This window comes from Xanthomonas sp. 3307 (assembly GCF_014199735.1).
In the GTDB taxonomy this organism is placed as follows: domain Bacteria; phylum Pseudomonadota; class Gammaproteobacteria; order Xanthomonadales; family Xanthomonadaceae; genus Xanthomonas_A; species Xanthomonas_A rydalmerensis.
Genome location: NZ_JACHOG010000005.1, coordinates 235,761 through 258,542 on the forward strand (window position 1 = coordinate 235,761; position 22,782 = coordinate 258,542).

A 22,782-nucleotide genomic window follows, 5' to 3' on the forward strand; every position below is an offset into this window, starting at 1 on the left:
CGCACGGGCGCGGCCTGGATCGGGCGCGTCTGCGGCGGCAACCGGCTCAATGGGGGTAGATCACGTCCTCCAGCGCCGGGTCGGCATACGCGTCGGCGTGGCTCAGGTGGCCATCGAACGGACCGATCTTGCAGATCCGGCCGGCGTCGGTGAATACCAGTTGCAGCCCGTGTTCGGCTTCCCAGTCGCAGTTGCATTCCAGGCTGATGCGCAGGCGGCCGTCGCGATAGCGGCTGACGTAGGCCTCGCCGCCGAACTGCACGTGTCGCCATACTTGCGACGGGTCGTCGATGCGCGGGCAGGGTGTGTCGTATTGCTGGTGCAGGGCATGCATGCGCCGGTAATAGGCGAACACATGCGGCGTCGCCGCGTCGAGCACGGCCTGGTCGATGCGCAGGAATGCGGCGACGGCGGCGGCGAAGTCGGCCGGCGCCGGATCCTCCGCGTAGTCCTCGAACACGAAGCTGCACGCGTCCTGCATCCACGGTACCGATACCGCTGCGCTCCAGGCGGCGCCGTCTTCGTCCTGCTCCAGCGACGCGAGGACGGTCTGCAATTCCGTCGATGCGTTCACAGCTTGACGACCCGGAACCGGCGGCCCTTGATCTTGCCGGCCTGCAGCTGCGCCAGCGCCTTGCCGGCATGGGCACGGGCGATGGCGACGTAGGAGCGGGTGGCGTAGATCGCGATCTTGCCGATCGCCGCGCCGGACAGCCCGGCATCGCCGGTCAGCGCGCCGAGGATGTCGCCGGGACGCAGCTTGTCGGTCTTGCCGCCGTCGATGCGCAGGGTGACCATCGCCGCTTGCGGCAACTGCGCCGGCCGCGCGGTGGCCAGCGGTGCGCGCGACCAGCGCAGCGGCTGGCCCTGTTCGGTTTCCAGCGCTTGTGCGCGCGCGGTCTCGCGCGGCGCCATCAGGCTCAGGGCCAGGCCATGCTTGCCGGCGCGCGCGGTGCGGCCGATGCGGTGGCGGTAGGTCTCGCTGTCGGTCGGCAGTTCGTAGTTGATCACCGCCGCCAGGTCTTCCACGTCCAGCCCGCGCGCGGCCACGTCGCTGGCCACCAGCACGTTGCAGCTGCGGTTGACGAAGCGCACCAGCACCTCGTCGCGGTCGCGCTGCTCCATGTCGCCATGCAGCGCGAGTGCGGAGAAGCCGAACTGCTGCAGCGACCCGGCGACTTCATCGACCTCCTTGCGGGTGTTGCAGAACACCACGCTGGACTCGGGGGTGAAGCGCAGCAGCAGGCCGGCCACCGCCTTCTGCCGGTAGGTGGGGTCGACCTCGAAGAACTGCTGGTCGATTTCCGGCGCGCTGTCGGCGCCTTCGATGGTGATTTCCGCCGGTTCCTTCAGCAGGTCGCGCGCCAATGCGCGGATTTCCTCCGGGAAGGTGGCCGAGAACAGCAGGCTCTGCCGGTGCTTGTCGCATCGGCTGGCGATTTCGCGGATCGGCTCCTCGAAACCCATGTCGAGCATGCGGTCGGCCTCGTCCAGCACCAGCGTGCGCACCCCGCCCAGGTGTAGCGCCCGCTTGCGCGCCAGCTCCTGGATGCGGCCGGGCGTGCCGACCACCACCTGCGGGTCGTGCGCCTCCAGCGAGGCCAACTGCGGGCCCAGCGGCATGCCGCCGGTCAGCACCACCAGCTTCATGTTGGGGATGCCGGTGGCCAGCTTGCGCAGCTGCTTGCCGACCTGGTCGGCCAGTTCGCGGGTCGGGCACAGCACCAGCGCCTGCGCGCGGCTCAGCGCCGGATCCAGCTTGTGCAGCAGGCCCAGGCCGAACGCCGCGGTCTTGCCGCTGCCGGTGGGCGCCTGCACGATGACGTCCTGGCCGGCCAGGATCGGCGGCAGGCTCTGCGCCTGCACCGGGGTCATGCTCGTGTAGCCGAGCGCATCGATGCCGGGCGCGAGCGCGGGGGAAAGGGAGAGAGAGGCGAAATCGTTCATGCGGCATTTTAGCCGGTTGACGGCGGGGATTCGGGAGTGGGGATTGGGGATTCGCAAAGGCAGGCGGTGGGCCCAGGGGCGTCGCTGCCGAACGGTGGGGATCAGGGGGCATGCGCGAGCATCGAAGCTCGCAGGAAACTGCCAATCCCCAATCCCCAATCCCCAATCCCCAATCCCGAACCGGAACAGTGCGCTCCCGTACAATGGCGCAATGCCTCTTATCACTCTGCAGAACCTCGACTACAGCGTCGGCGGCCCCTTGTTGCTGGAAAAGACCGACCTGTCGATCGAGCCGGGCGAGCGGATCGCCCTGATCGGCCGCAACGGCGCCGGCAAATCCACCTTGATGAAACTGATCGCCGGCGAGCTCAAGCCCGACGACGGCGAAGTTCGCGTGCAGCAGGGCGTGCGCATCGCCCGGCTCGAGCAGGAGGTGCCGCATGGCGCCGCCGGCAGCGTGTTCGACGTGGTCGCCGACGGCCTGGGCGAGCTCGGCCATTGGCTGGCCGAGTTCCATCGGCTCAGCCATGCCGCCGAGTTCGACGGCGATGCGCTGGGCGCGGTGCAGTCCAAGATCGATGGCGCCAATGGCTGGGCGCTGGACCAACGGGTCAACGAGACCCTGACCCGCCTGGAGCTGGACGGCGATGCCGAGTTCGCGCGGCTGTCCGGCGGCATGAAGCGCCGGGTGCTGCTGGCGCGGGCGCTGGTGTCGGCGCCGGACCTGCTGTTGCTGGACGAACCGACCAACCACCTCGACATCGAGGCCATCGACTGGCTGGAAGGCTTCCTCAAGGGCTGGAACGGCAGCGTGGTGTTCGTGACCCACGATCGGCGTTTCCTGCGTGCCCTGGCCACCCGCATCGTCGAGATCGACCGCGGCCAGGTCAGCAGCTGGCCGGGCGACTGGGCCAACTACGAGCGCCGCCGCGAGGAGCGGCTCAACGCGCAGGCGCAGGAAAACGCGCGCTTCGACAAGCTGCTGGCGCAGGAAGAAGTGTGGATCCGCCAGGGCATCAAGGCGCGACGTACCCGCGACGAGGGGCGGGTACGGCGGCTTGAGGCCATGCGTCGCGAGCGCACCCAGCGCCGCGAACTCGGCGGCAACGTGCGCATGGAAGCGGCGCAGGGCGAGTCCTCCGGCAAGAAGGTGATCGAGGCCAAGGACCTGAGCTTCGCCTTCGGCGCGCGCAGCATGGTGCGCGATTTTTCCACCACCATCCTGCGCGGCGACCGCATCGGCCTGATCGGCCCCAACGGCAGCGGCAAGACCACGCTGCTGAAGCTGTTGCTGGGCGAACTGACCCCGGACCAGGGCGAAGTGCGCGCCGGCACCAATCTGCAGGTGGCGTATTTCGACCAGTACCGGGCCACGCTGCGCGAGGACTGGAGCGCGATCGAGAACGTGGCCGAGGGCCGCGACTTCATCGAGGTCAACGGCAAGCGCAAGCACGTGCATGCCTACCTGCAGGATTTCCTGTTCACCCCCGAGCGCGCGCGTGCGCCGATCACCCGCCTGTCCGGCGGCGAGCGCAACCGCCTGCTGCTGGCGCGGCTGTTCGCGCAGCCGTCCAACCTGCTGGTGATGGACGAACCGACCAACGACCTGGACGTGGAAACACTGGAGCTGCTGGAAGAACTGCTCGGCGACTACAGCGGCACCTTGTTGCTGGTCAGCCACGACCGCGATTTCATCGACAACGTGGTGACCTCGACCATGGTCATGGAAGGCGATGGCCGCATCGGCGAGTACGTCGGTGGCTACAGCGACTGGGTGCGCCAGCGCCCGGCGGCCCCGGCCAGTGCCATGGCAGTCGCCAAGGCCTCGGCCACCGCGGCGGCGACCACGCCGGTGGCGGCCGCCGCGGCCCCAGCGCCGGCCAAGCGCAAGCTCAGCTACAAGGACGCGCGCGAACTGGAGCAGTTGCCGGCGCGGATCGAAGCGCTGGAACAGCAGGTCGCGGCACTGACCGAGGCGATGACGGACGCGGCGTTCTATCAGCGCGACGCGGCGGCGGTGAATGCGCACACGCAGGCCTTGAGCCAGGCGCAGGCGGACCTGGATGCGGCGTATGCGCGCTGGAGCGAGTTGGACGCCTGAAAAGCCGGGGCCCGGGACCGGGGACCCGGGGCCGGAAAAACAAGGGCAGATCAAGGAGGGCAATTATTCCCGTCGCACGCGCAGGGAACATTGCTACGCCGGATCGCGCTCTTCCGGGTCCCCGGTCCCGGGTCCCGAGTCCCCGCTTCCGCCCACGAACGCGACGAAGCTGACGCCGTCCTGCGCCCACTCGCGGGCGACGTCGTCGAGGATCTCCAGCAGCACGTCGAAGGCCGGCTGCGCCACCGTCTGCAACTGCCCGGCGTCCTCCAGCAGCAAGGCGTAGCCGCGCGGCGAGGGCAGCCAGGACAGGTCGCGCAGGCCATCGGTGAGCGCGTCCCAGTTGCGGCCGAAGCCGGGTGGGAAGTCCAATTGCGCGGCCAACCGCATCAGCAGCATGGCCTTGCCGGTGCAACCGTCCAGGTCGATCCGGCACAGCCGCAGGCCGGCGTCGCGGGCCAGGGCGGCGACGCTGTCCAGGTCGCGGTTGGCGACGCGATACACGCCGGAGGCAGCCGGCTCGGCCAGGTTCAGCGCGAACGGGAAGCCGCTCATGGCGTCGGCCCCGCACCGCCGACCTGGAAGCTGCGGAAACTGTCGTAGTGGTCGTCGCTGTAATACCAGACCTGCGGCGGCGTGCCGCCGGTGACGATGCGGCGCGCGCCGCGATGCGACAGGCCGGGGGTATCGACGGTGTACTCGCGGTAATAGCCGCGCGGTTGCGTCGGCAACCGGTGCTCGCGGTTGCCGAACACGCTGCCATCCTGGCGATGCGGGAACGGGCCGCCACGCAGGATCAGCACCACCGTGGCGCGCGCTTCGGGCGGCAGAAACGCCGGCAGTTCCGGCGATGCCGCGTCGGCGGGCGTGGAGTTGCCGGGTGCGGTGTATGGGGTCTTTGCGGCGGCGTCGAGCGAGGGCGCGAATTGCTGGTGCGGCGGATGCTGCAGCCCGCGGATGCCCCACAGCCCGCCGACCAGCAACACGATGGCGGCGATCAACAGCACGGGCTTGCGCATGGACTCTCCTGCAGGAACGGCAGCGGCGCGCGGCATGGCGCCATCGCGCACAGTATGGGCCGCCCTGCCTGTTCCCGCTCTAAACGCCGCCGGTCACGCCTGTGACGCGTGCGATTCACATCCGACTAACCGGGGCGTGGGGCATGGTAGGCGCCGATTCGTAAGGCCGGCCGGCACCGCCGCCGCGGGATGGGACGATGTTTCCCCAGCCGCGCCCTTGGTAAGGTTGCCGACCGTCCCTACCATTGCTCACGCAACGCTCGTCCTTTCGACGGCGAAAGTCCAGGAGAACCGCATGGCCTACACCCTCCCCAAGTTGCCCTACGCCTACGACGCGCTGGAACCGCACATCGATGCGCAGACGATGGAGATCCATCACACCAAGCATCACCAGACCTACATCAACAACGTCAACGCCGCGCTGGAAGGCACCGAGTACGCCGATCTGCCGATCGAGGCGCTGGTGTCCAAGCTGAAGTCGCTGCCGGAGAACCTGCAGGGTCCGGTGCGCAACAACGGCGGCGGCCATGCCAACCACTCGCTGTTCTGGACGGTGATGGCGCCCAATGCCGGCGGCACCCCGAGCGGCGACGTCGGCAAGGCGATCGACAGCGAGCTGGGCGGCTTCGACAAGTTCAAGGAAGCTTTCACCAAGGCCGCACTGACCCGCTTCGGTAGCGGCTGGGCCTGGCTGAGCGTCACCCCCGACAAGAAGCTGGTGGTCGAGAGCACCGCCAACCAGGACAGCCCGCTGTTCGAGGGCAACACCCCGATCCTGGGCCTGGACGTGTGGGAACACGCCTACTACCTGAAGTACCAGAACCGCCGTCCGGACTACATCGGCGCGTTCTTCAACGTGGTCGACTGGAAGGAAGTGGAGCGCCGCTACCACGCCGCGATCGGCTGATCGCGCGTCAGCGCCGCAGCAGCAAGAAGGCCGGGTTCGCCCGGCCTTTTTTTGTGTGTGTCAGACAGAAGCGCTGGTAGTGCGGGCGGGGCGTGGCAGCGAGGTGCGGAGAGGCAGGTTGGCACGTGCCTTCGCGCGCGTGAGCAGCGTGCTTCGGCAGCGATGGCGGTCTGCGCCGCATCGGCCACCGCTTGCGCCGCTGCGTCGCCAGGGCACCTCGAACAACCTAGGGACGCACCTGTAGGAGCGGCTTCAGCCGCGATGGGCGTTACCGGGAATGCCCGTCGCGGCTGAAGCCGCTCCTACAACAGATGCGGTGATGCGTGACGAAGGCAGGGCATTAGCGGTGCACGATCGTTGCGTGCAATGGCACACCGCCGGTCCATCCCCACGCGCCGTATCGCACGGCGTGCGACCACGTCCAGCCTGCCGTCCGCTACGGCGCCGGTTGCAGCGATGTCGGCATCGGGTCCAGCGGCTGCAGTGTCATCAGCAGGCCACGCGTGCCGGCTGCAGGCAGGCCCGGCGCCGGCGCGAACAGGCGTGCGCCGCGCAGCGGGCGGAAGTGGCCGCGTTCGAAGAACACGTGGTCGGCCGCCGCCGTCGTGGCGGGTGCCCGCACGTCGATCCGGTTGCGTGGCGACTCGCCGCGCACGCTGCCGTCCTCGAAGCGCACCGCCAGCGGCGCCAGTTCGGGCGCGCGCGCTGCGGCGAAGAAGCCGCCCGCCAGCAGCGAAGGCACGCCCTCGGCGGTGGCATCGATCCATGCCATCAGATCCTCGGCCTGTTCGCGGCGGCTGGCGCTGCCGTCGCGCGCGGCGTGCAGTCGAGTGAAGTACAGGTTCACCGGCTGCCCGTGCAGGTCCACCCGCACCAGGCCGGCCACGCTGTAGTCCTCCAGCGGATGCAGCAAGGTCTCGGCTTCCTCCAGCACCGGCAGGCGGGTCAGCAGCGCGTTGCCGCGGCGTTGCGGTCGGCTCGGCGGATCGGGGCTGATGAAGTGGCAGTGGTAGCCCAGGCGAGCCGCCAGCCATTGCGCCTGGTTCGGCATCTCCGGTGTCTGCAGCACTTCCTGCAGGGCGATGGCGTCGGGGTGCAGCCGCTGCAGGGCCACCACGATGCGCTCGCGGCGCGCGGGCCAGTCGTCGCCCTCCTGCGCCTGGCGTGGATCGACGGCGAGCGTGAGGGTGACCACGGTAAGGGGGCTGTCCGGCGCTGCCTGGACCGTCGGCACCGCGTCGGTCATCGCCTGCGCCTGTGCCAATGCCGCCACGGCCAGCAACAGCCAGCCGGTGCGATGCCATTGGAAGACGCGGGGATTCATGTGGCGATGCTACGGCGCAGGGTCTCAGGGTTGCGTATACAGCCGGCGGCGCTGCGGCAGCCGCCACACAATCGTTGCTGCGCACGTCGCGATCGCGAACATCGCCCCGCCGCCGGCGCGCACAGGCGCGGAGGCGGGGCGGGAACCGAGCCGAGGCGCGCGGGCGCCGCAGCCCCTCGCTCAGTGCTGCAGCACGCCGTCCTTCAGGTGCAGCGGCGCGCGCGCTTCCACCTGCGTCGCCGAACGGCCCAGCAGCAGCTCGTAGTCGCCGGCGGCGATGTGCCAGTGGCGCTTCTTCGGATCGAAGTCGGCCAGGGTCTTGGGCTCGGCGACGATGCTGACGTGGCGGCTCTCGCCCGGCTTGAGCATCACCTTGTCCCAGCCGACCAGGCGGATCGGGGCGTGGTGGCCCTGCGGCAGGCGCAGGTACAGCTGCGGCACGTCGGCGCCTTCGCGATCGCCGGTGTTGCGCACATCGAAACTGGCGACGACGTGGCTACCGTTGGCCTGCACCTTGAAGTTCGAGTAAGCGAACGTGGTGTAGGACAGGCCATAGCCGAACGGATACACCGGCTCCAGGCCGCGCGCGGCGAACCAGCGGTAGCCGACGTTGGCGCCTTCGATGTTGTAGTCGACGTTGCTCCCCGGCGGTTGCGCCGGCTTGAAGCCCAGGCCGGGAATCGACGGCCGCGGCAGTTGCGACACGTCGCGCAGCCAAGTCACCGGCAGGCGGCCGGACGGATTGACCTCGCCCAGCAGCAGCCGCGCCAGACCTTCGCCGCCGCGGATGCCCGGGTACCAGGCCTCCAGCACCGCCGGCACCTGCTGCAGCCACGGCATCGCCACCGGGCCGTTGGTCTCCAGCACCACCGCCGTCTTCGGGTTGGCCTTGACCACCGCCGCGATCAGTGCGTCCTGCTTGTCGGGCAGGGCGATGTCCGGCAGGTCCACCGATTCGGCCGACCATTGTGTGGCGAACACGATCGCCACCTCGGCCTCGCGTGCCAGCTTGGCCGCGGCCGCGGGATCGTCGCCGCTGGCGTAGTCGATCTGCGCATCCGGCAAGGCCTTGCGCAGCGCCTGCAGCGGCGAGGACGGATGGAACATCACCGGGCCCGGCCAGGTGGTCGGGGCAATTCCCGGCACCGCGTTGCCGCCGTTGACGGTGACCCCGACCATCGAGGAACCGCCGCCGCCGATCACACCCTTGTCGGCATGCCCGCCGATCACTGCGATGCGGCGCAGGTTGCGCGACAGCGGCAGCAGCTTGCCCTCGTTGCGCAACAGCACCGTGCCTTCCTCGACCACGCGCTGCGCGGCCAGGCCGCCGGCGGCATCGTCGATCGGCTGGTGCTGCGGCGGGTTGTCGAAACTGCCGGTGGCGATGAAGGCGCGCAGGATGCGCTTGACCATGTCGTCCAGGCGCGCCTGCGGCACGGTGCCGGCGGCCACCGCCATGCGCAGCGGCTGGTCGAAGTACACCGCCTTGTCGAACACTTCGCCGGCCGACTGCTGGTCCAGGCCGGCCAGCGCCGCCTTGGAGCCGCTGTGCACGCCGCCCCAGTCGGACATCACGTAGCCGGGGAACTTCCACTCCTGCTTCAGCACCTGGTTGAGCAGGTAGTCGTGCTCGCAGCCGTACACGCCGTTGATGCGGTTGTACGAACACATCACCGAGCCGGGCTGGCCGATCTTCAGCGCCAGCTCGAAGGCCAGCAGATCCGATTCGTGCATGGCCTGTTCGCCGATGTCGGCGCTGTGGGTGTTGCGCCCGGTCTCCAGGTCGTTCATCGCGAAGTGCTTCATGGTCGAGACCACGTGCTGGCTCTGCACGCCGCGGATCGATTCGCCGACTAGTACGCCGGCCAGCAGCGGATCTTCGCCGGCGTACTCGAAGTTGCGGCCATTGCGCGGGTCGCGCTGCAGGTTGACGCTGCCGGCCAGCAGCACGTTGAAGCCCTGCTGCCAGGCCTCGCGGCCCATGGTGGCGCCGCCAGCGAAGGCCAGCTCGCGGTTCCAGGTGGCGGCGGTGGCGGGGCCGGAGGGCATCGCGGTGGCGTGGTCGCCGGGGCGGATGTTGCCGGGGTTGGTCACGCCGACGCCGGCATCGGCCAGCTGCTGTGCGGGGATGCCCAGGCGTTCGACCGCCGGCACGTAACCGGCCGAGCCGGTCGCGCCGGGCGGACGCGGGCCGCCGTCCTTGCCCAGGCCGAAGTAGCTGTGCAGCATCTGGAACTTCTCGTCCGGGGTCATCGCCTGCACCAGCAGCGCGGCGCGCCGGTCCGGCGACAGGCTGCGGTCGTTCCAGGGACGCTGCGCAGCAGCGGCGTTCGGCGTGGACGCCGTGCCCGCGGCCGTCGCCGGCGGCGCGGCGGAGGCGGAGGCGGGCGAGGCCAGCGCGAGGGTCAGGCAAAGGGATCCTGTAAACGTTTTCATATCGGGGCGAACAGCCTCTCTAGCAGATAAAGGGAAGGCGCATCGGGGGGAGTCGGGGGGGGAGGGCGGAACCGCGCGTCAGGACGGTGCTTCGTCGCTGCGCATGACCGGGTACAGGCGGTAGCGCTCGTCCCAGGAGCTGTGGCGGCGGTAGAAGAACTCCAGCCGCGCTTGCGGGTCCTTGGCGAAGGCCGCGTCGTGTTCGAGCTTGTCCTCGAACTCGGCCTTGAGCGCCGGGTCGCTGGCCAGCATCTGCCGCGCCACGTCCTCGGCGACGTAATCCTCCATGTATTCGGCGCGCTCGAACGCGCTGTTGAACTCGCCCCATTGCAGCAACGAGTCCGGCGCCTGCGGCTCCAGCAGCGCCATCAGCAGCCGCGCCTTGGGCTGGGCGATCGGCACGAACAGCGCGCCGGCGCCGACTGCGCGGGTCTCGGGTTTCCAGGTGCCGGTGACGCTGAGCCGCTGGTGGCCTTCGGACGAGCGCGCGGCGAAGCTGGCGTCGTCGGCGCGGAAGGTCTGCACCGGCAGGGTGGCGTCGTGGTCCAGCGTGCGGAAGGCAATGCCGTGCTGGCGCAACTTGGCACCGACCAGGGCGGCCTGCGCCGCCGGCACCAGGTAGCCGGCGCGCGGCGCGGCGACTTCGACGCTGGGCACGATCTGGTCGCGCAGCGGCACGCGCCATATCTGCGGGGTGCGCTCGTCGTAGCGGGTCATCAGCGCGCCGGAGACCGGCGAGAGCGTGCGCGTATAGGCGTAGCCGCGGAAGTCCACCAGGTGCGAGGCGTCGGTGGTGCGGTAGTCCAGCGCCACGGTCTTCCCTCCCAGGGCTTGCGCGCGCACGTCGGCGGCCAGTGCGTCGGCGCGCCACTGCGCACCGTGCCGCGCCACCTGCTGCAGTACCGAGACGATGGTGTTGCGGGTGATGCGCACGCGCTCGGGGTAGCGCTTCCACGAATGCGTCTCCACCAGCATGCCGAAGCGGTTGCGCAGCTGAAAATAGCCGTGCGAAAAGCGCGGTGTCGGCACGCCGTCCTCGAAGCCGGAGGTCGGGTCGTCGTTGACCACGAACGAGGGGTAGTAGGGCAGCGGCAGCGAGCCCTGCCGCTTCAGGTCGGCGAGCACGCCGTCGCGCAGGCGCAGGCCGTCGCCACGCAGCGCGGTGTCGCCGGCGTGCAGCGGTTCCACCTGGATCGACACGTCGTGCTCGAACTGCGCGCCGTCGGTGACGTGCAGGTCCACGTACAGCAGCGGATCCCATTGCTCGACCAGGCGCAGCATCGCCTGCATCTCCGGCGCATCGGCCTTGACGTAGTCGCGGTTGAGGTTGAGGTTCTGCGCGGTGGTGCGCCAGCCCATCTGCTCCGGGCCGCGCTGGTTGGGCCGGTTCCAGGCGCCGAAGCGCTCGTGTCCGTCGACGTTGAACACCGGCACGAACAGCCACACCTGCTTGTCCAGCGCGCCGCGCGCGGCCTGGCCGTCGAGCAGCTGGCGCAGCGCGAGGAAGCCGGCGTCCTTGCCGTCGATCTCGCCGGCATGGATGCCGCCCTGGATCAGCACCACCGGCAGCTTGCGCGCCTGTGCGGCGGCGGGATCGAATGCGCCGGAGGTGGACACCGCCAACGCCTTCATCGGCCGGCCTTCCGGCGTGGTGCCGAAGTCGAAGCAGCGCACCGCGTGCGGATAGCGCTGCGCGAACGCATCGCACAGCGCGATGGTTTCGGCGTAGCGGCCGGTGCGCGCGAACCCGCTGCGCTCGGCCTCGGTGGACAGGCCCGCCTCGCTGGCCAGCGATGGCATGCTGCACAGCAGCATCGGCAACAGCAGGGTGGCCAGCCAGGCTCGGATCATCTCGGCACCGTGTCGGAACAGACCCCCATGATGCGGGCAGCGCGCCGATTGCGAAAGCACCCTGGGGCGTGTCACCCATTCCCGAGCATGCTGCGCCGCGCTTGCGCGTGCCTGTGGAAAGGAAGAGCGAGGGCGTGGACGTGCGTCCACGCCCGAGCGATGACGCGGCCACGGGCGCGCGCAAGCGCGGCCCTTCGGGTTGGGCCTGGCAGGCGTGCTGCCGGCGTCGCGCGGCTTGACCTGGCCAGTCAGGCGCTGCGCCACGCAACGCCGGCAGCGCGCCTGCCAGACCCAACGCGGCATACTCGGGAATGGGTGACACGCCCTAGCGGTTCGATTCGCCGGAACGTTGGGGTAACCTTCTGAAAATTTTGCCTGGACGAGGGCCCGTGAGCAGCCAAGCCACCACGAGACACGCCGCATGAGCGCGGCGCAAGAGCGCGCCACCACGCGCATGCCGCGGCAGATTCCGTACATCATCGGCAACGAGGCCTGCGAGCGCTTCAGCTTTTACGGGATGCGCAACATCCTGGTGCAGTTCCTGATCACCTCGCTGCTGCTGCAGGAAGTGACCGCGCCCGGCCGCGAGGCCGAGGCCAAGCACATCATGCACAGCTTCATGATCGGCGTGTATTTCTTCCCGCTGCTCGGCGGCTGGCTGGCCGATCGCTTCTTCGGCAAGTACAGCACCATCCTCTGGTTCAGCCTGATCTACTGCGTGGGACACCTGTGCCTGGCGCTGTTCGAAGGCCACCGCAACGGCTTCTTCCTCGGCCTGGGCCTGATCGCGCTGGGCGCGGGCGGGATCAAGCCGCTGGTGGCCTCGTTCATGGGCGACCAGTTCGACCAGGGCAACAAGCACCTGGCCAAAGTGGTGTTCGACGCCTTCTACTGGATCATCAATTTCGGCTCGCTGTTCGCCTCGCTGCTGATCCCGCTGGCGCTGAAGAACCTTGGTCCGGCGTGGGCGTTCGGCATCCCCGGCATCCTGATGCTGGTGGCGACCCTGGTGTTCTGGGCCGGGCGCCACCGCTACGTGCGCGTGCCGCTGCGGCCCAAGGATCCGCACGGCTTCGCCCAGGTGGTGCGCACCGCGCTGCTGCGGCAGGCGCCGGGGCAGGGGCGTCCCGGGCTGGCCCTGGCCGGCGTGGCGATGCTGCTGGCGCTGGGCACCTTCGCGCTGGTGCCGACGCTGGGCCTGGTGATCTGCCTGTGTCTGGCGCTGGTGCTGCTGCTGGCCGGCATCGGCGGCGGCACCTGGTGGCAACTGGAGCGCGCCCGCGCGGTGCATCCGGACGCCGCGGTGGACGGCGTGCGCGCAGTGTTGCGGGTGCTGGTGGTGTTCGCGCTGGTCACCCCGTTCTTTTCGTTGTTCGATCAGAAGGCCTCGACCTGGGTGCTGCAGGGCCAGCAGATGCAGATGCCGGCATGGTTCAGCGCCTCGCAGATGCAGGCGCTGAATCCGGCGCTGGTGATGCTGCTGATCCCGTTCAACAACCTGGTGCTGTACCCGCTGCTGCGCCGGCGCGGTTACGAGCCGACCGCGCTGCGGCGGATGACCGCCGGCATCGCCTTCAGCGGCCTGGCCTGGATCGTGGTCGGCAGCCTGCAGGTGATGATGGATGGCGGCGACGCCTTGTCCATCGCCTGGCAGATCCTGCCGTATGCGCTGCTGACCTTCGGCGAAGTGCTGGTCTCGGCGACCGGCCTGGAGTTCGCCTACAGCCAGGCGCCGCAGTCGATGAAGGGCGTGGTGATGAGTTTCTGGAACCTCACCACCACCGTCGGCAACCTGTGGGTGCTGCTGTCCAACGCGGCGGTGCGCAATGACCGCGTCACCGCGCACATCGGCAGCACCGGGCTCAGCGAGACCGCGTTCCTGATGTTCTTCTTCGCCGCCTTCGCTTTCGTCGCCGCACTGCTGTTCGGGCTGTACGCGCGCCGCTACCGCATGGTCGACCACTACCGCCCCGCCTGAGACCCCGCATGCCCTCCGTCACCCCCGTCAACCTGATCCTGATCGTCCTTACCGTGCTGGTGTCGTGGGCGGCGTTCAACAACCGCCGGCTGCTCGACCGGCTGATTCTGTGGCCGCCGGCGGTCGATCGCCACAAGCAGTACGACCGGCTGGTGACCTACGGCTTCATCCACGCCGATTTCCCGCACCTGCTGTTCAACATGGTCACGCTGTACTTCTTCGGCGGCCCGATCGAGGTGCTGATGGAGCGGCTGACCGGCAACATGCTGGTGTATCCGCTGTTCTACCTGGCGGCGCTGGTGGTCTCGATCCTGCCCAGCTACCTGAAGAACCAGAAGAATCCCAACTACATGAGCCTCGGCGCGTCGGGCGCGGTGTCGGCGGTGCTGTTCGCCTTCATTTTGATGGCGCCGTGGACCGGGATCTTCTTCTTCTTCATCCCGATTCCGATCCCCGCCATCCTGTATGCCGTGTTCTACGTCGGCTACAGCATCTGGATGGACCGCCGCGGCGGCGACAACGTCAACCACAGTGCGCACCTGGCCGGTGCGGCGTTTGGCGTCATGTTCCTGCTGATCATGGAGCCGTCGGTGCTGCAGCACTTCCTCGGTGAGCTGGCGAACCCGCGCTTCGGGCGGGGGTGATACGCGGCGCGGCGGTGCCTGCACGGCGGTGCGCGATCGGCACCTTTCGGATGCGGTGCATCAGGTGGACGCAGGGCGTCAGTGCGCTCGTGGACCACCGTATCGCGGACAGGCTGGCTGCGGCGGCGCGTGCGGCCGCCGTCGCCGCTCAGCGGGTCTGCTGGCCGCGCAGCTGCACCTTGGCGCTGCCGATAGCCGCGTTCTCGTAGGTGACCTTGAGGCGCTGGTAGACCTCGTCGTCGAGCTGCTGGAACTCGCCGCCATGATGGTCGCCGCTGACCGACAGTTGGAACAGCCCTTCCAGCAGGGAGGCGTTGTGGTCGCCCTGGTTGTATTTGTTCTCGTTCTCGCTCATGCGCGTGGCTCCCTGTTGGATCGCTGCGTGATGGGAGGTGCAACTCCCATGCCAGGTTTTCGTCCTGTCCTGGCGGTATCGGCCGCGCGCGGCACGACTTGAGCGGCGTCCGGGTGACGCGCCGCGTCGGCGGCGTGACGCGGTGAGGCACGTGTTTCACATGGCCACGGCGAACCGCAGCGGACACTGCGTCCTCCGCTACACAGCCAGCCCTCATGTCCGAACCCACCGTCCCGATCGCGCACGATCCGCAGCAGCGGCGCTTCACCCTGGAGGTCGACGGCCACCGCGCCGAACTCGATTACGTGCTGGAGCAGGGGCGCATGGTCATCACCCACACCGGGGTGCCGACGTCCATCGGCGGGCGCGGCGTGGCGGCGCAGCTGGTCACCGCCGCGCTGGACCACGCGCAGGCGCAAGGCTGGAAGGTGGTGCCGGCGTGTTCGTACGCGGCGGTGTTCATCCAGCGGCATCCGCAGTACGCCGCGCTGCTCGCCTGAGCGCGCAGCATCGCAACGGCGCGATAATGCGCGCCAATCCACAGATATCGCAGGAACAGGGGCAGTCGACGTGAGTAGGGCAGAGACGATGGGCAACGGGCGGATGGCATGGACGGCACTGGCGGTCGCGGCGGCGCTGGCACTGGCCGGCTGCAAACGCGAGGAACCGGCCGCCGCACCGGCGCCCGCCGCGGCACCGGCACAAAGCGAAGCCGCCGCGCCTGCGGAGCCGGCGCAGACCGCACCGCCGGAACTGAAGGACATCGTCGAACACAGCCCCAGCTATGTGGTCGGGATCACCTTCCCGCCGTCGATCAACCGTTATCCGGGATTGGCCGACGCGGCCAACCGCTATGCGCAGAGCGCGCGCAGCGAGCTGATGGAAGCGGTCGACGGCCTTGGCAACGATCGCCCGCGCGCGCCCTACGAACTGTCGCTGCAGTTCGAGATGCTGCTGGAGCGCCCGGACCTGGTCGCGCTGAGTGCCGACGGCAGCCGCTATACCGGCGGCGCCCACGGCGAGCCGCTGGTGGCGCGCTGGGTGTGGCTGCCGCAGCAGCAGCGCATGCTCACCGCCGAGACGCTGATCCCGGATGCGACGCACTGGAAGCAGGTGGCCGACTATGTCGCCGCGCAGCTGCGCCAGGCGGTGCAGACACGGGTCAATGCCGAGCAGGTGCCGCCGGAGGATCAGGACGAGCAGGTGCGTAGCGCCAGCAAGATGATCGCCGAGGGCACCGAGCCGCAGCCCGGCAATTTCAGCCAGTTCCAGCCGCTGGTCGACGCAGCGGGCAAGATCACCGCCTTGCGCTTCGTGTTCCCGCCGTACCAGGTGGGGCCGTATGCCGATGGCACGCAGACCGTGGACGTGCCGGCCAGCGTGCTGCGCGAGCTGGTGGCGCCGGAGTACGCGCCGCTGTTCGCCGCCTGAGAGGTCGCCACCGCGCCGGCGCACGACGGCGCGTGGCGCATGGCGTGCACAGCGCGCCAGAACGCAACGCATGCCCTCGTCGTGGCGGGGCGCAATGGTTAGCATTGACCGCTTCCCCCACTTGCAATCGATTTCTCATGGGCAGTTTTGATCAGACCGAGCGGCGCGTGGCGCACACCTGCGCGCGCTATCCGGCCTTTCCGCGCGAGCCTGCCGTCCTGGTCCGGCTGGTCAAGCATCTGTACAAGCGCGTGCATGCCAACGCCAGCGGCGTGCTCAAGGAATACGGCATCAGCCCGCCGGAATACGAGATTCTGATGATGCTGTACGGCACGCCCGAGCAGCGCATCACGCCCACCGAGGTGGCCGAGGCCGCCAGCGAGAAGCCGGCCAACATCACCCGTCTCACCGACAGCCTGTGCAGCAAGGGACTGCTGTCGCGCACTGCCAGTCCCGACGACCGGCGCAAGGTCGCATTGACCCTGCAGCCGGACGGCATCGCCCTGATCGAGCGGCTGCTGCCGGACGTCTGCGCGTTCCTGGATACGGAGACGGCGGCGCTGGATGCCGGCGAGCAGCAGCAGTTGGAGATGCTGCTGAAGAAGATGCTGGCCGGCATCGATGGCCTCGATGCCGCAGCCGAGCCGATGACCTAGGCCGCGCTGCCTGCGGGGTGGGGCCGCCTAGCGCCAGCCGCGCGCCCGCGCGCGCTGTTCGCCGTCGGCATCCAGCGCCTCGCCGACGATGCGCGCATCCACCGCTTGCAGCACCGCGGCCGGCATCGGGCTGGCCGCCATGCGCATGCCGCTGCCATCGTGACTTTCGCTGGCGGGCACCAGCAACTCCACCCGCCATGCGCCATCGCGCTGGCAGGCCAGGCCGGCGCTGGCGCTCGGCAGGGCGAAGGTGCGGCAGTAATGGCCGTCGCGATCGCGGAAGCTCAGGCCGATGCGAACGCCGCCCTGGGGTTGGCCGGACAGCTGCTGCGCCAGTGCCTGCGCCAGCACGCCCTCGGCGACGCCCCCCTGTGTTGCGGCGACGGTCGGGCGCGGCGCAGCGCCCTGCGGCAATTGCCGCTGCGCGATCCACAGCCCCAGCAGCAGCGCCGCCGCCAACGCCGCCGGCAGCGCCCAGCGGCGGCGTGCACGCGGCCGCAGTGGCGTCGGCCGGCTCGCATGCGCCGTCGCCTGGACGGGCGGGGGAGATGACGCAGCGACAGCAGCGTCCTGGTCGGGCGCTTCGGCCGGTCGCGCGCGCGCGGCGGCGAGCAGGCGCTCTGGCACCTCCTCGTCCAGCACCGGCGCGAAGCCGGCAAGCAACCGCGCCTGCAGGCTGCGCAGCCGCTGCAGGGCCTGCGCCAGTTGCGGGTCGGTGCGTAGCGCCGCTTCCACCTGGGCGGCCTGCGCCGCATCCAGTTCGCCGTCGGCGTAGGCCTGCAGGGTGAGTGCATCGATCGTGCTGTTCATGCGGTCGCCTCCAGTGACGCTTGCAGGGCTTCGCGACCGCGCGCGAGCCGGCTGGTGAGTGTGCCGAGCGGAATCTCCAGCACCGCCGCGGCGTCCTTGTAGGACAGGCCTTCGATCAGCACCAGCGCGATCGCCAGGCGTTGTTCCTCGGGCAGGCCGGCCATCGCCGCCTGCACCGCCATCCAGTCCTGCTGCCGCTCCAGCGGCGTGTCGCCGACGTGTTCGCCCTCGGCGGCATCGACGAACACCTGTCGCCGTCGCCGCTGCGCCCGTACCTCGTCGATCCAGGCGTGGCGAATGATGCCGTACAGCCAGTACTGCAGCGGCGTCTCCGGCCGCCATTGTTCGGCGCGGCGCAGTGCGCGTTCGATCGCGATCTGCAGCAGGTCGTCGGCATCCTCGCGATGGCCGGCGACGGCACGCGCGAAGCGCCGCAGTTGCGGCAGCAGGGTACAGATGCCGTCGCCGACGGCGGCCGTGGGATCGGCGTGCATGTGGGGGATACGTTCGGCGGAGGCGTTTTCTTCCATGGGCGCGGCGCGGCGTTCACGGCATGTCGGAATGGCTGGATTAGTGTGGCACGCCAACAGGGGCGGGCGACGGAGCGGGGGGCATGGCGACGGGTAGGCGAATGCGCTGGATGGCGGCGGCCTTGCTGGCGGTGGCGACACCGGCATTGGCGCAGCTGGCGCTGCCATCGGCGGGCGGGCTGGTGCAGGACGTCACCCAGGGCGTGCACAGCGGCATGGATCGGTTGGGACAGTCGATGCAGGACGCGCGTGGCGATCTCGAACGGCTGCGCCTGAAACGCCTGCAGGCGCTGCTGCGCAGCGATCCGCGTGGGTTGGAGCGCGACGAGGGCGGCGCCGTGGTGATGCGCGGGCAGGTGGTGGCGCTGGAGCCGGACCCAGCCGCGTTGCAGGCGGCGCAGGCGGCCGGCTTCGCCGTGTTGGAGCAGCGCAGCTTCGGCGAATTCGGCCTACGCTTGGTGGTGCTGCAGGTGCCGTCGGGCCTGTCCACGCGCCGCGCGTTGCAGCAATTACGCGAGCGCGATCCGCAGGGTCAGTACGACTACAACCACGTCTACAGCGGATCGGCCGCGACGCCACCAGCACCAGCACCTGCCAGCGCGCCCGCGGCACCGGCAGCCGCAAGCGCTGCGGCGGGCGGATTCGTGGTCGGCCTGATCGATAGCGGCGTGGACGCGTCGCATCCGGCGCTGGCCGGCGTGCAGGTGCAGACCTGGGGCTGCGGCGGGCAGGTGCGCGCGCAGCCGCACGGCACGGCGGTCGCCTCGCTGCTGGCCGGCCGCGCGGTGGCGCACGGGCCGTTCGCGCGCACGCTGTATGCGGCCGATATCTACTGCGGGCAGGCCGACGGCGGCACCGTGGTGGAGTTGGTCGGCGCGTTGGCGTGGATGGCGCAGCAGCAGGTGCCGGTGATCAATATCAGCCTGATCGGCGGCCCCAACCGCGCCTTGCAGCTCGCCGTGCAGCGCATGCTCGCGCGCGGCCATGTGCTGGTCGCAGCGGTGGGCAACGACGGCCCGGCGGCACCGCCGCTGTATCCGGCCGCTTATCCCGGAGTGATTGGCGTCACCGCGGTGGATGCGCGTGCGCGGGTGTTGCCGGAGGCCGGGCGAGGACCGCAGGTGGCCTTCGCCGCGGTCGGCGAATTGATCGCCGCGGCGCCGCAGGGCCGTTGGCAGACGCAGCGCGGCACGTCGTTCGCCGCGCCGCTGGTAGCGCGGCTTGCTGCGCAGGCGTTGCCGCAGCCGGATCCACAGGCGGCCGCGCAGGTGCGTGCCCAGTTGCAGGCGCAGGCGCGCGATCTCGGTGCGCCTGGCGCCGATCCGGTATACGGCGCCGGGCTGCTCGGCGCGGACCTGCCGCTGCAGCGCGCGCCGGGCGGCTGAACGCATTCTGTCTGCGCCGATCCCGGCCGGGATGTTCTGCGCCGTTCGACACGTAGGACCAGGTGAGAGCCGCAGATGGCCTGCGGCGTCATGAGGAGAACGCGATGAACGGCAAGACTCTGTTGGCGAGCGCGGTGCTGGTGGCGACAGTGGCGCTGACCCCGGGTGTGGCCGGCGCGCAGGTGCTGGGCGGCGCGGGCAGCGTGGGCGGTGCCGTCAACGGCACGCTGGGCGGCCTGGGGGGCGGCAGCCTCGGCGGCAACGGAATGGGGGCGGGCCGCCTGGACGCCGGGGTTCCGCTGGATCGGGCGCGCAGCGGCATCGAGCAACAGTCGCAGCGTACGCGGATGGCGGCACAGCGGGCGGCGGCGCGTGGCGCGGCCACGGCGGACGGTGCCGCGCAGCGCGCGGGCACCGCGGTGAACGAGGGCCGGACGCTGGCCGGCAACGCTGCCGCCAGCGGCAATGCGGCGGCACGGAATACGGCCGGTAGCGCGATGGGCCAGGCCAATGCTGCGCTCGGCGCGGCGCGCAGCGCGGTCAATCCCACTGCGACGTTGTCCACGGCTGGCAATGCCGCTGGTGCAGTCGATGGCATGGCCGGTCACGGTGCGGGCGCGGCGAATGCGGCCGGCAATGGCGGTAGCAACGGTGCCGTCAACGGTGCTGGTCTGCCCACGGTGCCGGCGCTGTCCGGGAGCGGCCATGCCACTGGTGCGGCCAGCGGCAGCGCGTCTCATAGCGCAGGCACGCGTGGCGGGTCGGTGTCGGGCCAGGCGGGTGCGGGCGGCCAGGGCGGTGCGCAGGCCGGCACCGGTCAGGCGCAGGGACAGGCCGGCGGCGCGGCCTCGTTGGGCGTCAGCGTCGATGCCTCCGGCAACGGCCAGTAGCCGCTTGCGGACTGCACGCGGCGCACTGCGTGTCGCCGCTGAAATAGCAGGCTGAAAAACACGACGCCCGGCTGGGCCGGGCGTCGTGCGTGTTGCGTCTTGCGGTTGGTCGCGGGTGTCTTCCGCCGCGATGTCGTCGCGAGGTGGCGGCACGGCCGCGTGGGCCAGGCCGCGATGCGCCTCAGCGCGCGCTCGGCGTCGCCGCCGGCGTGGCGTTGAGGCCGCGCTTCTCCAGCAAGGGTTCGATCTGCGGTGCGTGCCCGGCGAAGTCCTGGAACAACTGCATCGCATCGACGCTGCCGCCGCGCGAGAGCAATGTCTTGCGGAAGCGGTCGCCGTTGGCGCGGCTCAGCCCGCCGTGCTGCTTGAACCACTGCTGGGTGTTGGCGTCCAGCACTTCGGACCAGATGTAGGCGTAGTAGCCGGCCGCGTAGCCGCCCATGATGTGGCTGAAATACGGCGTGCGGTACCGCGGCGGCACCGGCGCATAGGCGATGCCGTCGGCGGCCAGCGCCTTGGCCTCGAAATCCATCACGTCCGATGCCGGCGGCACCTGGCCGGCGCTGAGCTGGTGCCAGCGCTGGTCCAGCATCGCCGCACCCAGGTACTCGGTGGTGGCGAAGCCCTGGTTGAACTTGGCGGTGGCCACCACCTTGTCCAGCAGCACCTGCGGCATCGGCGCGCCGCTCTGGTAGTGCTTGGCGTAGTGCTTGAGGATGGCCGGATCGTCGGCCCACATCTCGTTGACCTGCGAGGGGAACTCGACGAAGTCGCGCGGCACGCTGGTGCCGGAGAAGTATGGATACTTCACGTTCGAAAACATGCCGTGCAGCGCATGGCCGAACTCGTGGAACGCGGTGGTGACTTCGTCCCAGGTCAGCAGGGTCGGCTGGCCGGCCGGCGGCTTGGGGATGTTGAGGTGGTTGGCGACCACCGGCTTGTCGCCGGTCAGCGCCGACTGCGACACGTAGGAGCTCATCCACGCGCCGCCTCGCTTGGACTCGCGTGCGTACATGTCGGCGATGAAGATCGCCAACTGGCTGCCGTCGGCGTCGAACACGTCGTAGACCAGCACGTCGTCGCGGTAGGTGGGCAGGTCGGTGCGCTGCTTGAAGGTCAGCCCGTACTCCTGGTTGGCGGCGTAGAACACGCCATTTTCCAGCACGTTCTTCAGTTCGAAGTAGGGCTTGAGCTGGGCCTCGTCGAAGTCGTACTTGGCCTGGCGCACCTTCTCGGTGTAGTAGGCCCAGTCCCAGGCTTCGAGCTTGAAGCTGGGCTTGCCGGCGGCCTTCTGTTCCTGGTCGATCATCGCCTGCAGGTCGGCGGCCTCGCGCTTGGCGTTGGCCACCGCGGCCGGGGCCAGCTTGCCGAGCATGGCGTTGACCGCTTCGGGAGTCTTGGCGGTCTGGGTTTCCAGCGAGTAGGCGGCGTGGTTCGGGTAGCCGAGCAGCTTGGCACGGTCGGCGCGCAGGGTCATGATCCGCGACACCAGCGCGGTGTTGTCGTACGGGCCGCCGTGGCTGCCGCGCGACACCGAGGCTTCGTAGATCTTCTGCCGCAGCGCGCGGTCCTTGAGCTGGGCCAGCGGCGGCTGGCCGGTGGTGTTGAGCAGGGCGATCACGTACTTGCCGTCGAGCTTGCGCGCCTTGGCCGCTTCGGCGGCCGCGGCGATCTGCGCATCGGACAGGCCGTCGAGCTGCTTGACGTCGTCCACCACGACCGCGGCGGCGTTCACTTCGGCCAGCACGTTCTGGCTGAACTTGGTGCCCAGTTCGGCCAGCTCGGCGTTCATCGCCTTGAGCTTGGCCTTGTCCGCGTCGTTGAGCTTGGCGCCGTCGCGGACGAAGTCGCTGTGGTACTTCTCGATCAGGCGCACGCCCTCCGCGTCCAGGCCGAGCTGGTTGCGGGTGTCGTACAGGGTCTGGATGCGCGCGAACAGCTTGGGGTTGAGCGCGATCGCGTCGCGGTGCGCGGCCAGCTTGCCGGCGTACTCGGCCTGCAACTGCTTGCGGGTGTCGTTGGTGTCGGCACCGACCAGGTTGAAGAACACGGTGGTGGCGCGGTCCAGGACTTGCCCGCTCTTCTCCATCGCCACGATGGTGTTGTCGAAGGTCGGCTTGGCCTGTTGGTCGGCGATGGCCTGGATTTCCTTCAACTGCTGCGCCATGCCGGCGTCGAACGCGGGGGCGAAGTCGCTGTCCTTGATCTTGTCGAACTGCGGGTAGTGCAGCGGCAGCGGGCTCTCGGCGAAGAACGGGTTGGCCTGCGTGGCCGCCGTGGCGGCGGTGGGCGTGGTGGCTGGAGCGGCGTAGGCGGGCATGGCGAGTCCGAGCGTGGCGGCGAGGGCAAGGGCGAGGCGAGAGGTCATCAAGCGGTATCCGCAATCATGGTGATCGGGCAGGCTACCCCAGGCAAGCAGGCGTGGCCTGTGACGAAAGCCATGGGAGCGCTGCAGCATCGACGCTTGTTTCTCAGGGCTTTGCGGCATTTGGCGTGAACCTTGATGCAGTGCGCTCTC

Annotated in this window: 20 protein-coding genes; 9 read left to right on the forward strand and 11 right to left on the reverse strand. The window is 69.7% G+C overall.

The annotated features are described in order from the left end of the window. Positions 1-46: 46 nt before the first annotated feature. Positions 47-556, reverse strand: coding sequence for a hypothetical protein (locus GGR64_RS14005; RefSeq protein WP_160970729.1), 510 nt, complete (start codon positions 554-556; stop codon positions 47-49). A 14-nt stretch (positions 557-570) separates the two neighbouring features. Continuing rightward, positions 571-1,947, reverse strand: a complete 1,377-nt coding sequence (gene dbpA / locus GGR64_RS14010; RefSeq protein WP_184646580.1) for an ATP-dependent RNA helicase DbpA — start codon at positions 1,945-1,947, stop codon at positions 571-573. 211 nt (positions 1,948-2,158) lie between these two features. On the opposite strand from dbpA, the gene GGR64_RS14015 reads away from it, so the two are divergent. Continuing rightward, positions 2,159-4,048 carry an ATP-binding cassette domain-containing protein gene (locus GGR64_RS14015; protein ID WP_160970725.1) on the forward strand — a complete coding sequence of 630 codons (1,890 nt, stop codon included), beginning with the start codon at positions 2,159-2,161 and terminating at the stop codon, positions 4,046-4,048. A gap of 93 nt (positions 4,049-4,141) precedes the next feature. Here GGR64_RS14015 and GGR64_RS14020 read toward each other — a convergent pair whose 3' ends face one another. After that, positions 4,142-4,603 carry a barstar family protein gene (locus tag GGR64_RS14020; protein WP_184646582.1) on the reverse strand — a complete coding sequence of 154 codons (462 nt, stop codon included), beginning with the start codon at positions 4,601-4,603 and terminating at the stop codon, positions 4,142-4,144. Next, positions 4,600-5,067, reverse strand: coding sequence for a ribonuclease domain-containing protein (locus GGR64_RS14025; protein ID WP_184646584.1), 468 nt, complete (start codon positions 5,065-5,067; stop codon positions 4,600-4,602). Before GGR64_RS14025 ends, GGR64_RS14020 begins: the two co-directional genes overlap by 4 nt. Positions 5,068-5,362: 295 nt before the next feature. On the opposite strand from GGR64_RS14025, the gene GGR64_RS14030 reads away from it, so the two are divergent. After that, complete coding sequence (locus GGR64_RS14030) at positions 5,363-5,974, forward strand: superoxide dismutase (protein ID WP_048492197.1); 612 nt, start codon at positions 5,363-5,365, stop codon at positions 5,972-5,974. A gap of 436 nt (positions 5,975-6,410) precedes the next feature. Here GGR64_RS14030 and GGR64_RS14035 read toward each other — a convergent pair whose 3' ends face one another. The 3 genes from GGR64_RS14035 to GGR64_RS14045 all read right to left on the reverse strand — a co-directional run bounded on the left by GGR64_RS14035 (position 6,411) and on the right by GGR64_RS14045 (position 11,585). Continuing rightward, a complete protein-coding gene (locus tag GGR64_RS14035) occupies positions 6,411-7,298 on the reverse strand; it encodes an endonuclease/exonuclease/phosphatase family protein (RefSeq protein ID WP_167087781.1) in 888 nt (295 codons plus the stop codon). A 180-nt stretch (positions 7,299-7,478) separates the two neighbouring features. After that, positions 7,479-9,734, reverse strand: coding sequence for a glycoside hydrolase family 3 C-terminal domain-containing protein (locus tag GGR64_RS14040; protein ID WP_184646585.1), 2,256 nt, complete (start codon positions 9,732-9,734; stop codon positions 7,479-7,481). A gap of 78 nt (positions 9,735-9,812) precedes the next feature. Then, the gene (locus tag GGR64_RS14045; protein WP_184646586.1) at positions 9,813-11,585 is read right to left on the reverse strand and encodes a M14 family metallopeptidase; all 1,773 of its coding nucleotides are present in this window, start codon (positions 11,583-11,585) and stop codon (positions 9,813-9,815) included. A 421-nt stretch (positions 11,586-12,006) separates the two neighbouring features. Here GGR64_RS14045 and GGR64_RS14050 point away from each other — a divergent pair, with 421 nt between their 5' ends. Continuing rightward, on the forward strand, positions 12,007-13,563 hold the full coding sequence (locus GGR64_RS14050; protein ID WP_184646588.1) for an oligopeptide:H+ symporter: 1,557 nt from the start codon (positions 12,007-12,009) through the stop codon (positions 13,561-13,563). A gap of 8 nt (positions 13,564-13,571) precedes the next feature. Next, on the forward strand, positions 13,572-14,207 hold the full coding sequence (locus GGR64_RS14055; RefSeq protein WP_184447679.1) for a rhomboid family intramembrane serine protease: 636 nt from the start codon (positions 13,572-13,574) through the stop codon (positions 14,205-14,207). Between the two features lie 148 nt (positions 14,208-14,355). On the opposite strand, the gene GGR64_RS14060 is transcribed toward GGR64_RS14055, so the two are convergent. Then, positions 14,356-14,562 (reverse strand): hypothetical protein, encoded by a 207-nt coding sequence (locus GGR64_RS14060; protein WP_160970717.1) that lies wholly within the window; start codon positions 14,560-14,562, stop codon positions 14,356-14,358. 215 nt (positions 14,563-14,777) lie between these two features. Between GGR64_RS14060 and GGR64_RS14065 the strand changes: the two genes are divergently transcribed. The 3 genes from GGR64_RS14065 to GGR64_RS14075 all read left to right on the forward strand — a co-directional run bounded on the left by GGR64_RS14065 (position 14,778) and on the right by GGR64_RS14075 (position 16,649). Continuing rightward, positions 14,778-15,062: a GNAT family N-acetyltransferase gene (locus GGR64_RS14065; RefSeq protein WP_184646590.1), complete on the forward strand. Its 285-nt coding sequence runs from the start codon at positions 14,778-14,780 to the stop codon at positions 15,060-15,062. A gap of 103 nt (positions 15,063-15,165) precedes the next feature. Beyond that, positions 15,166-15,993: a DUF3298 and DUF4163 domain-containing protein gene (locus GGR64_RS14070; RefSeq protein WP_184447680.1), complete on the forward strand. Its 828-nt coding sequence runs from the start codon at positions 15,166-15,168 to the stop codon at positions 15,991-15,993. Positions 15,994-16,130: 137 nt separating this feature from the next. Next, the gene (locus GGR64_RS14075; RefSeq protein ID WP_184646592.1) at positions 16,131-16,649 is read left to right on the forward strand and encodes a MarR family transcriptional regulator; all 519 of its coding nucleotides are present in this window, start codon (positions 16,131-16,133) and stop codon (positions 16,647-16,649) included. A 27-nt stretch (positions 16,650-16,676) separates the two neighbouring features. On the opposite strand, the gene GGR64_RS14080 is transcribed toward GGR64_RS14075, so the two are convergent. Both GGR64_RS14080 and GGR64_RS14085 read right to left on the reverse strand, forming a co-directional pair. Next, positions 16,677-17,459, reverse strand: a complete 783-nt coding sequence (locus GGR64_RS14080) for a hypothetical protein (RefSeq protein WP_221236217.1) — start codon at positions 17,457-17,459, stop codon at positions 16,677-16,679. After that, positions 17,456-17,989: an RNA polymerase sigma factor gene (locus GGR64_RS14085; RefSeq protein WP_160970710.1), complete on the reverse strand. Its 534-nt coding sequence runs from the start codon at positions 17,987-17,989 to the stop codon at positions 17,456-17,458. The genes GGR64_RS14080 and GGR64_RS14085 overlap by 4 nt, the downstream gene beginning before the upstream one ends. 83 nt (positions 17,990-18,072) lie before the next feature. Between GGR64_RS14085 and GGR64_RS14090 the strand changes: the two genes are divergently transcribed. After that, positions 18,073-19,374, forward strand: a complete 1,302-nt coding sequence (locus GGR64_RS14090; RefSeq protein WP_260303024.1) for a S8 family serine peptidase — start codon at positions 18,073-18,075, stop codon at positions 19,372-19,374. Positions 19,375-19,478: 104 nt separating this feature from the next. Further along, positions 19,479-20,264 carry a hypothetical protein gene (locus tag GGR64_RS14095; protein WP_184646594.1) on the forward strand — a complete coding sequence of 262 codons (786 nt, stop codon included), beginning with the start codon at positions 19,479-19,481 and terminating at the stop codon, positions 20,262-20,264. A gap of 181 nt (positions 20,265-20,445) precedes the next feature. Here GGR64_RS14095 and GGR64_RS14100 read toward each other — a convergent pair whose 3' ends face one another. Further along, on the reverse strand, positions 20,446-22,632 hold the full coding sequence (locus GGR64_RS14100; RefSeq protein WP_184646596.1) for a M3 family metallopeptidase: 2,187 nt from the start codon (positions 22,630-22,632) through the stop codon (positions 20,446-20,448). Positions 22,633-22,782 lie beyond the last annotated feature (150 nt).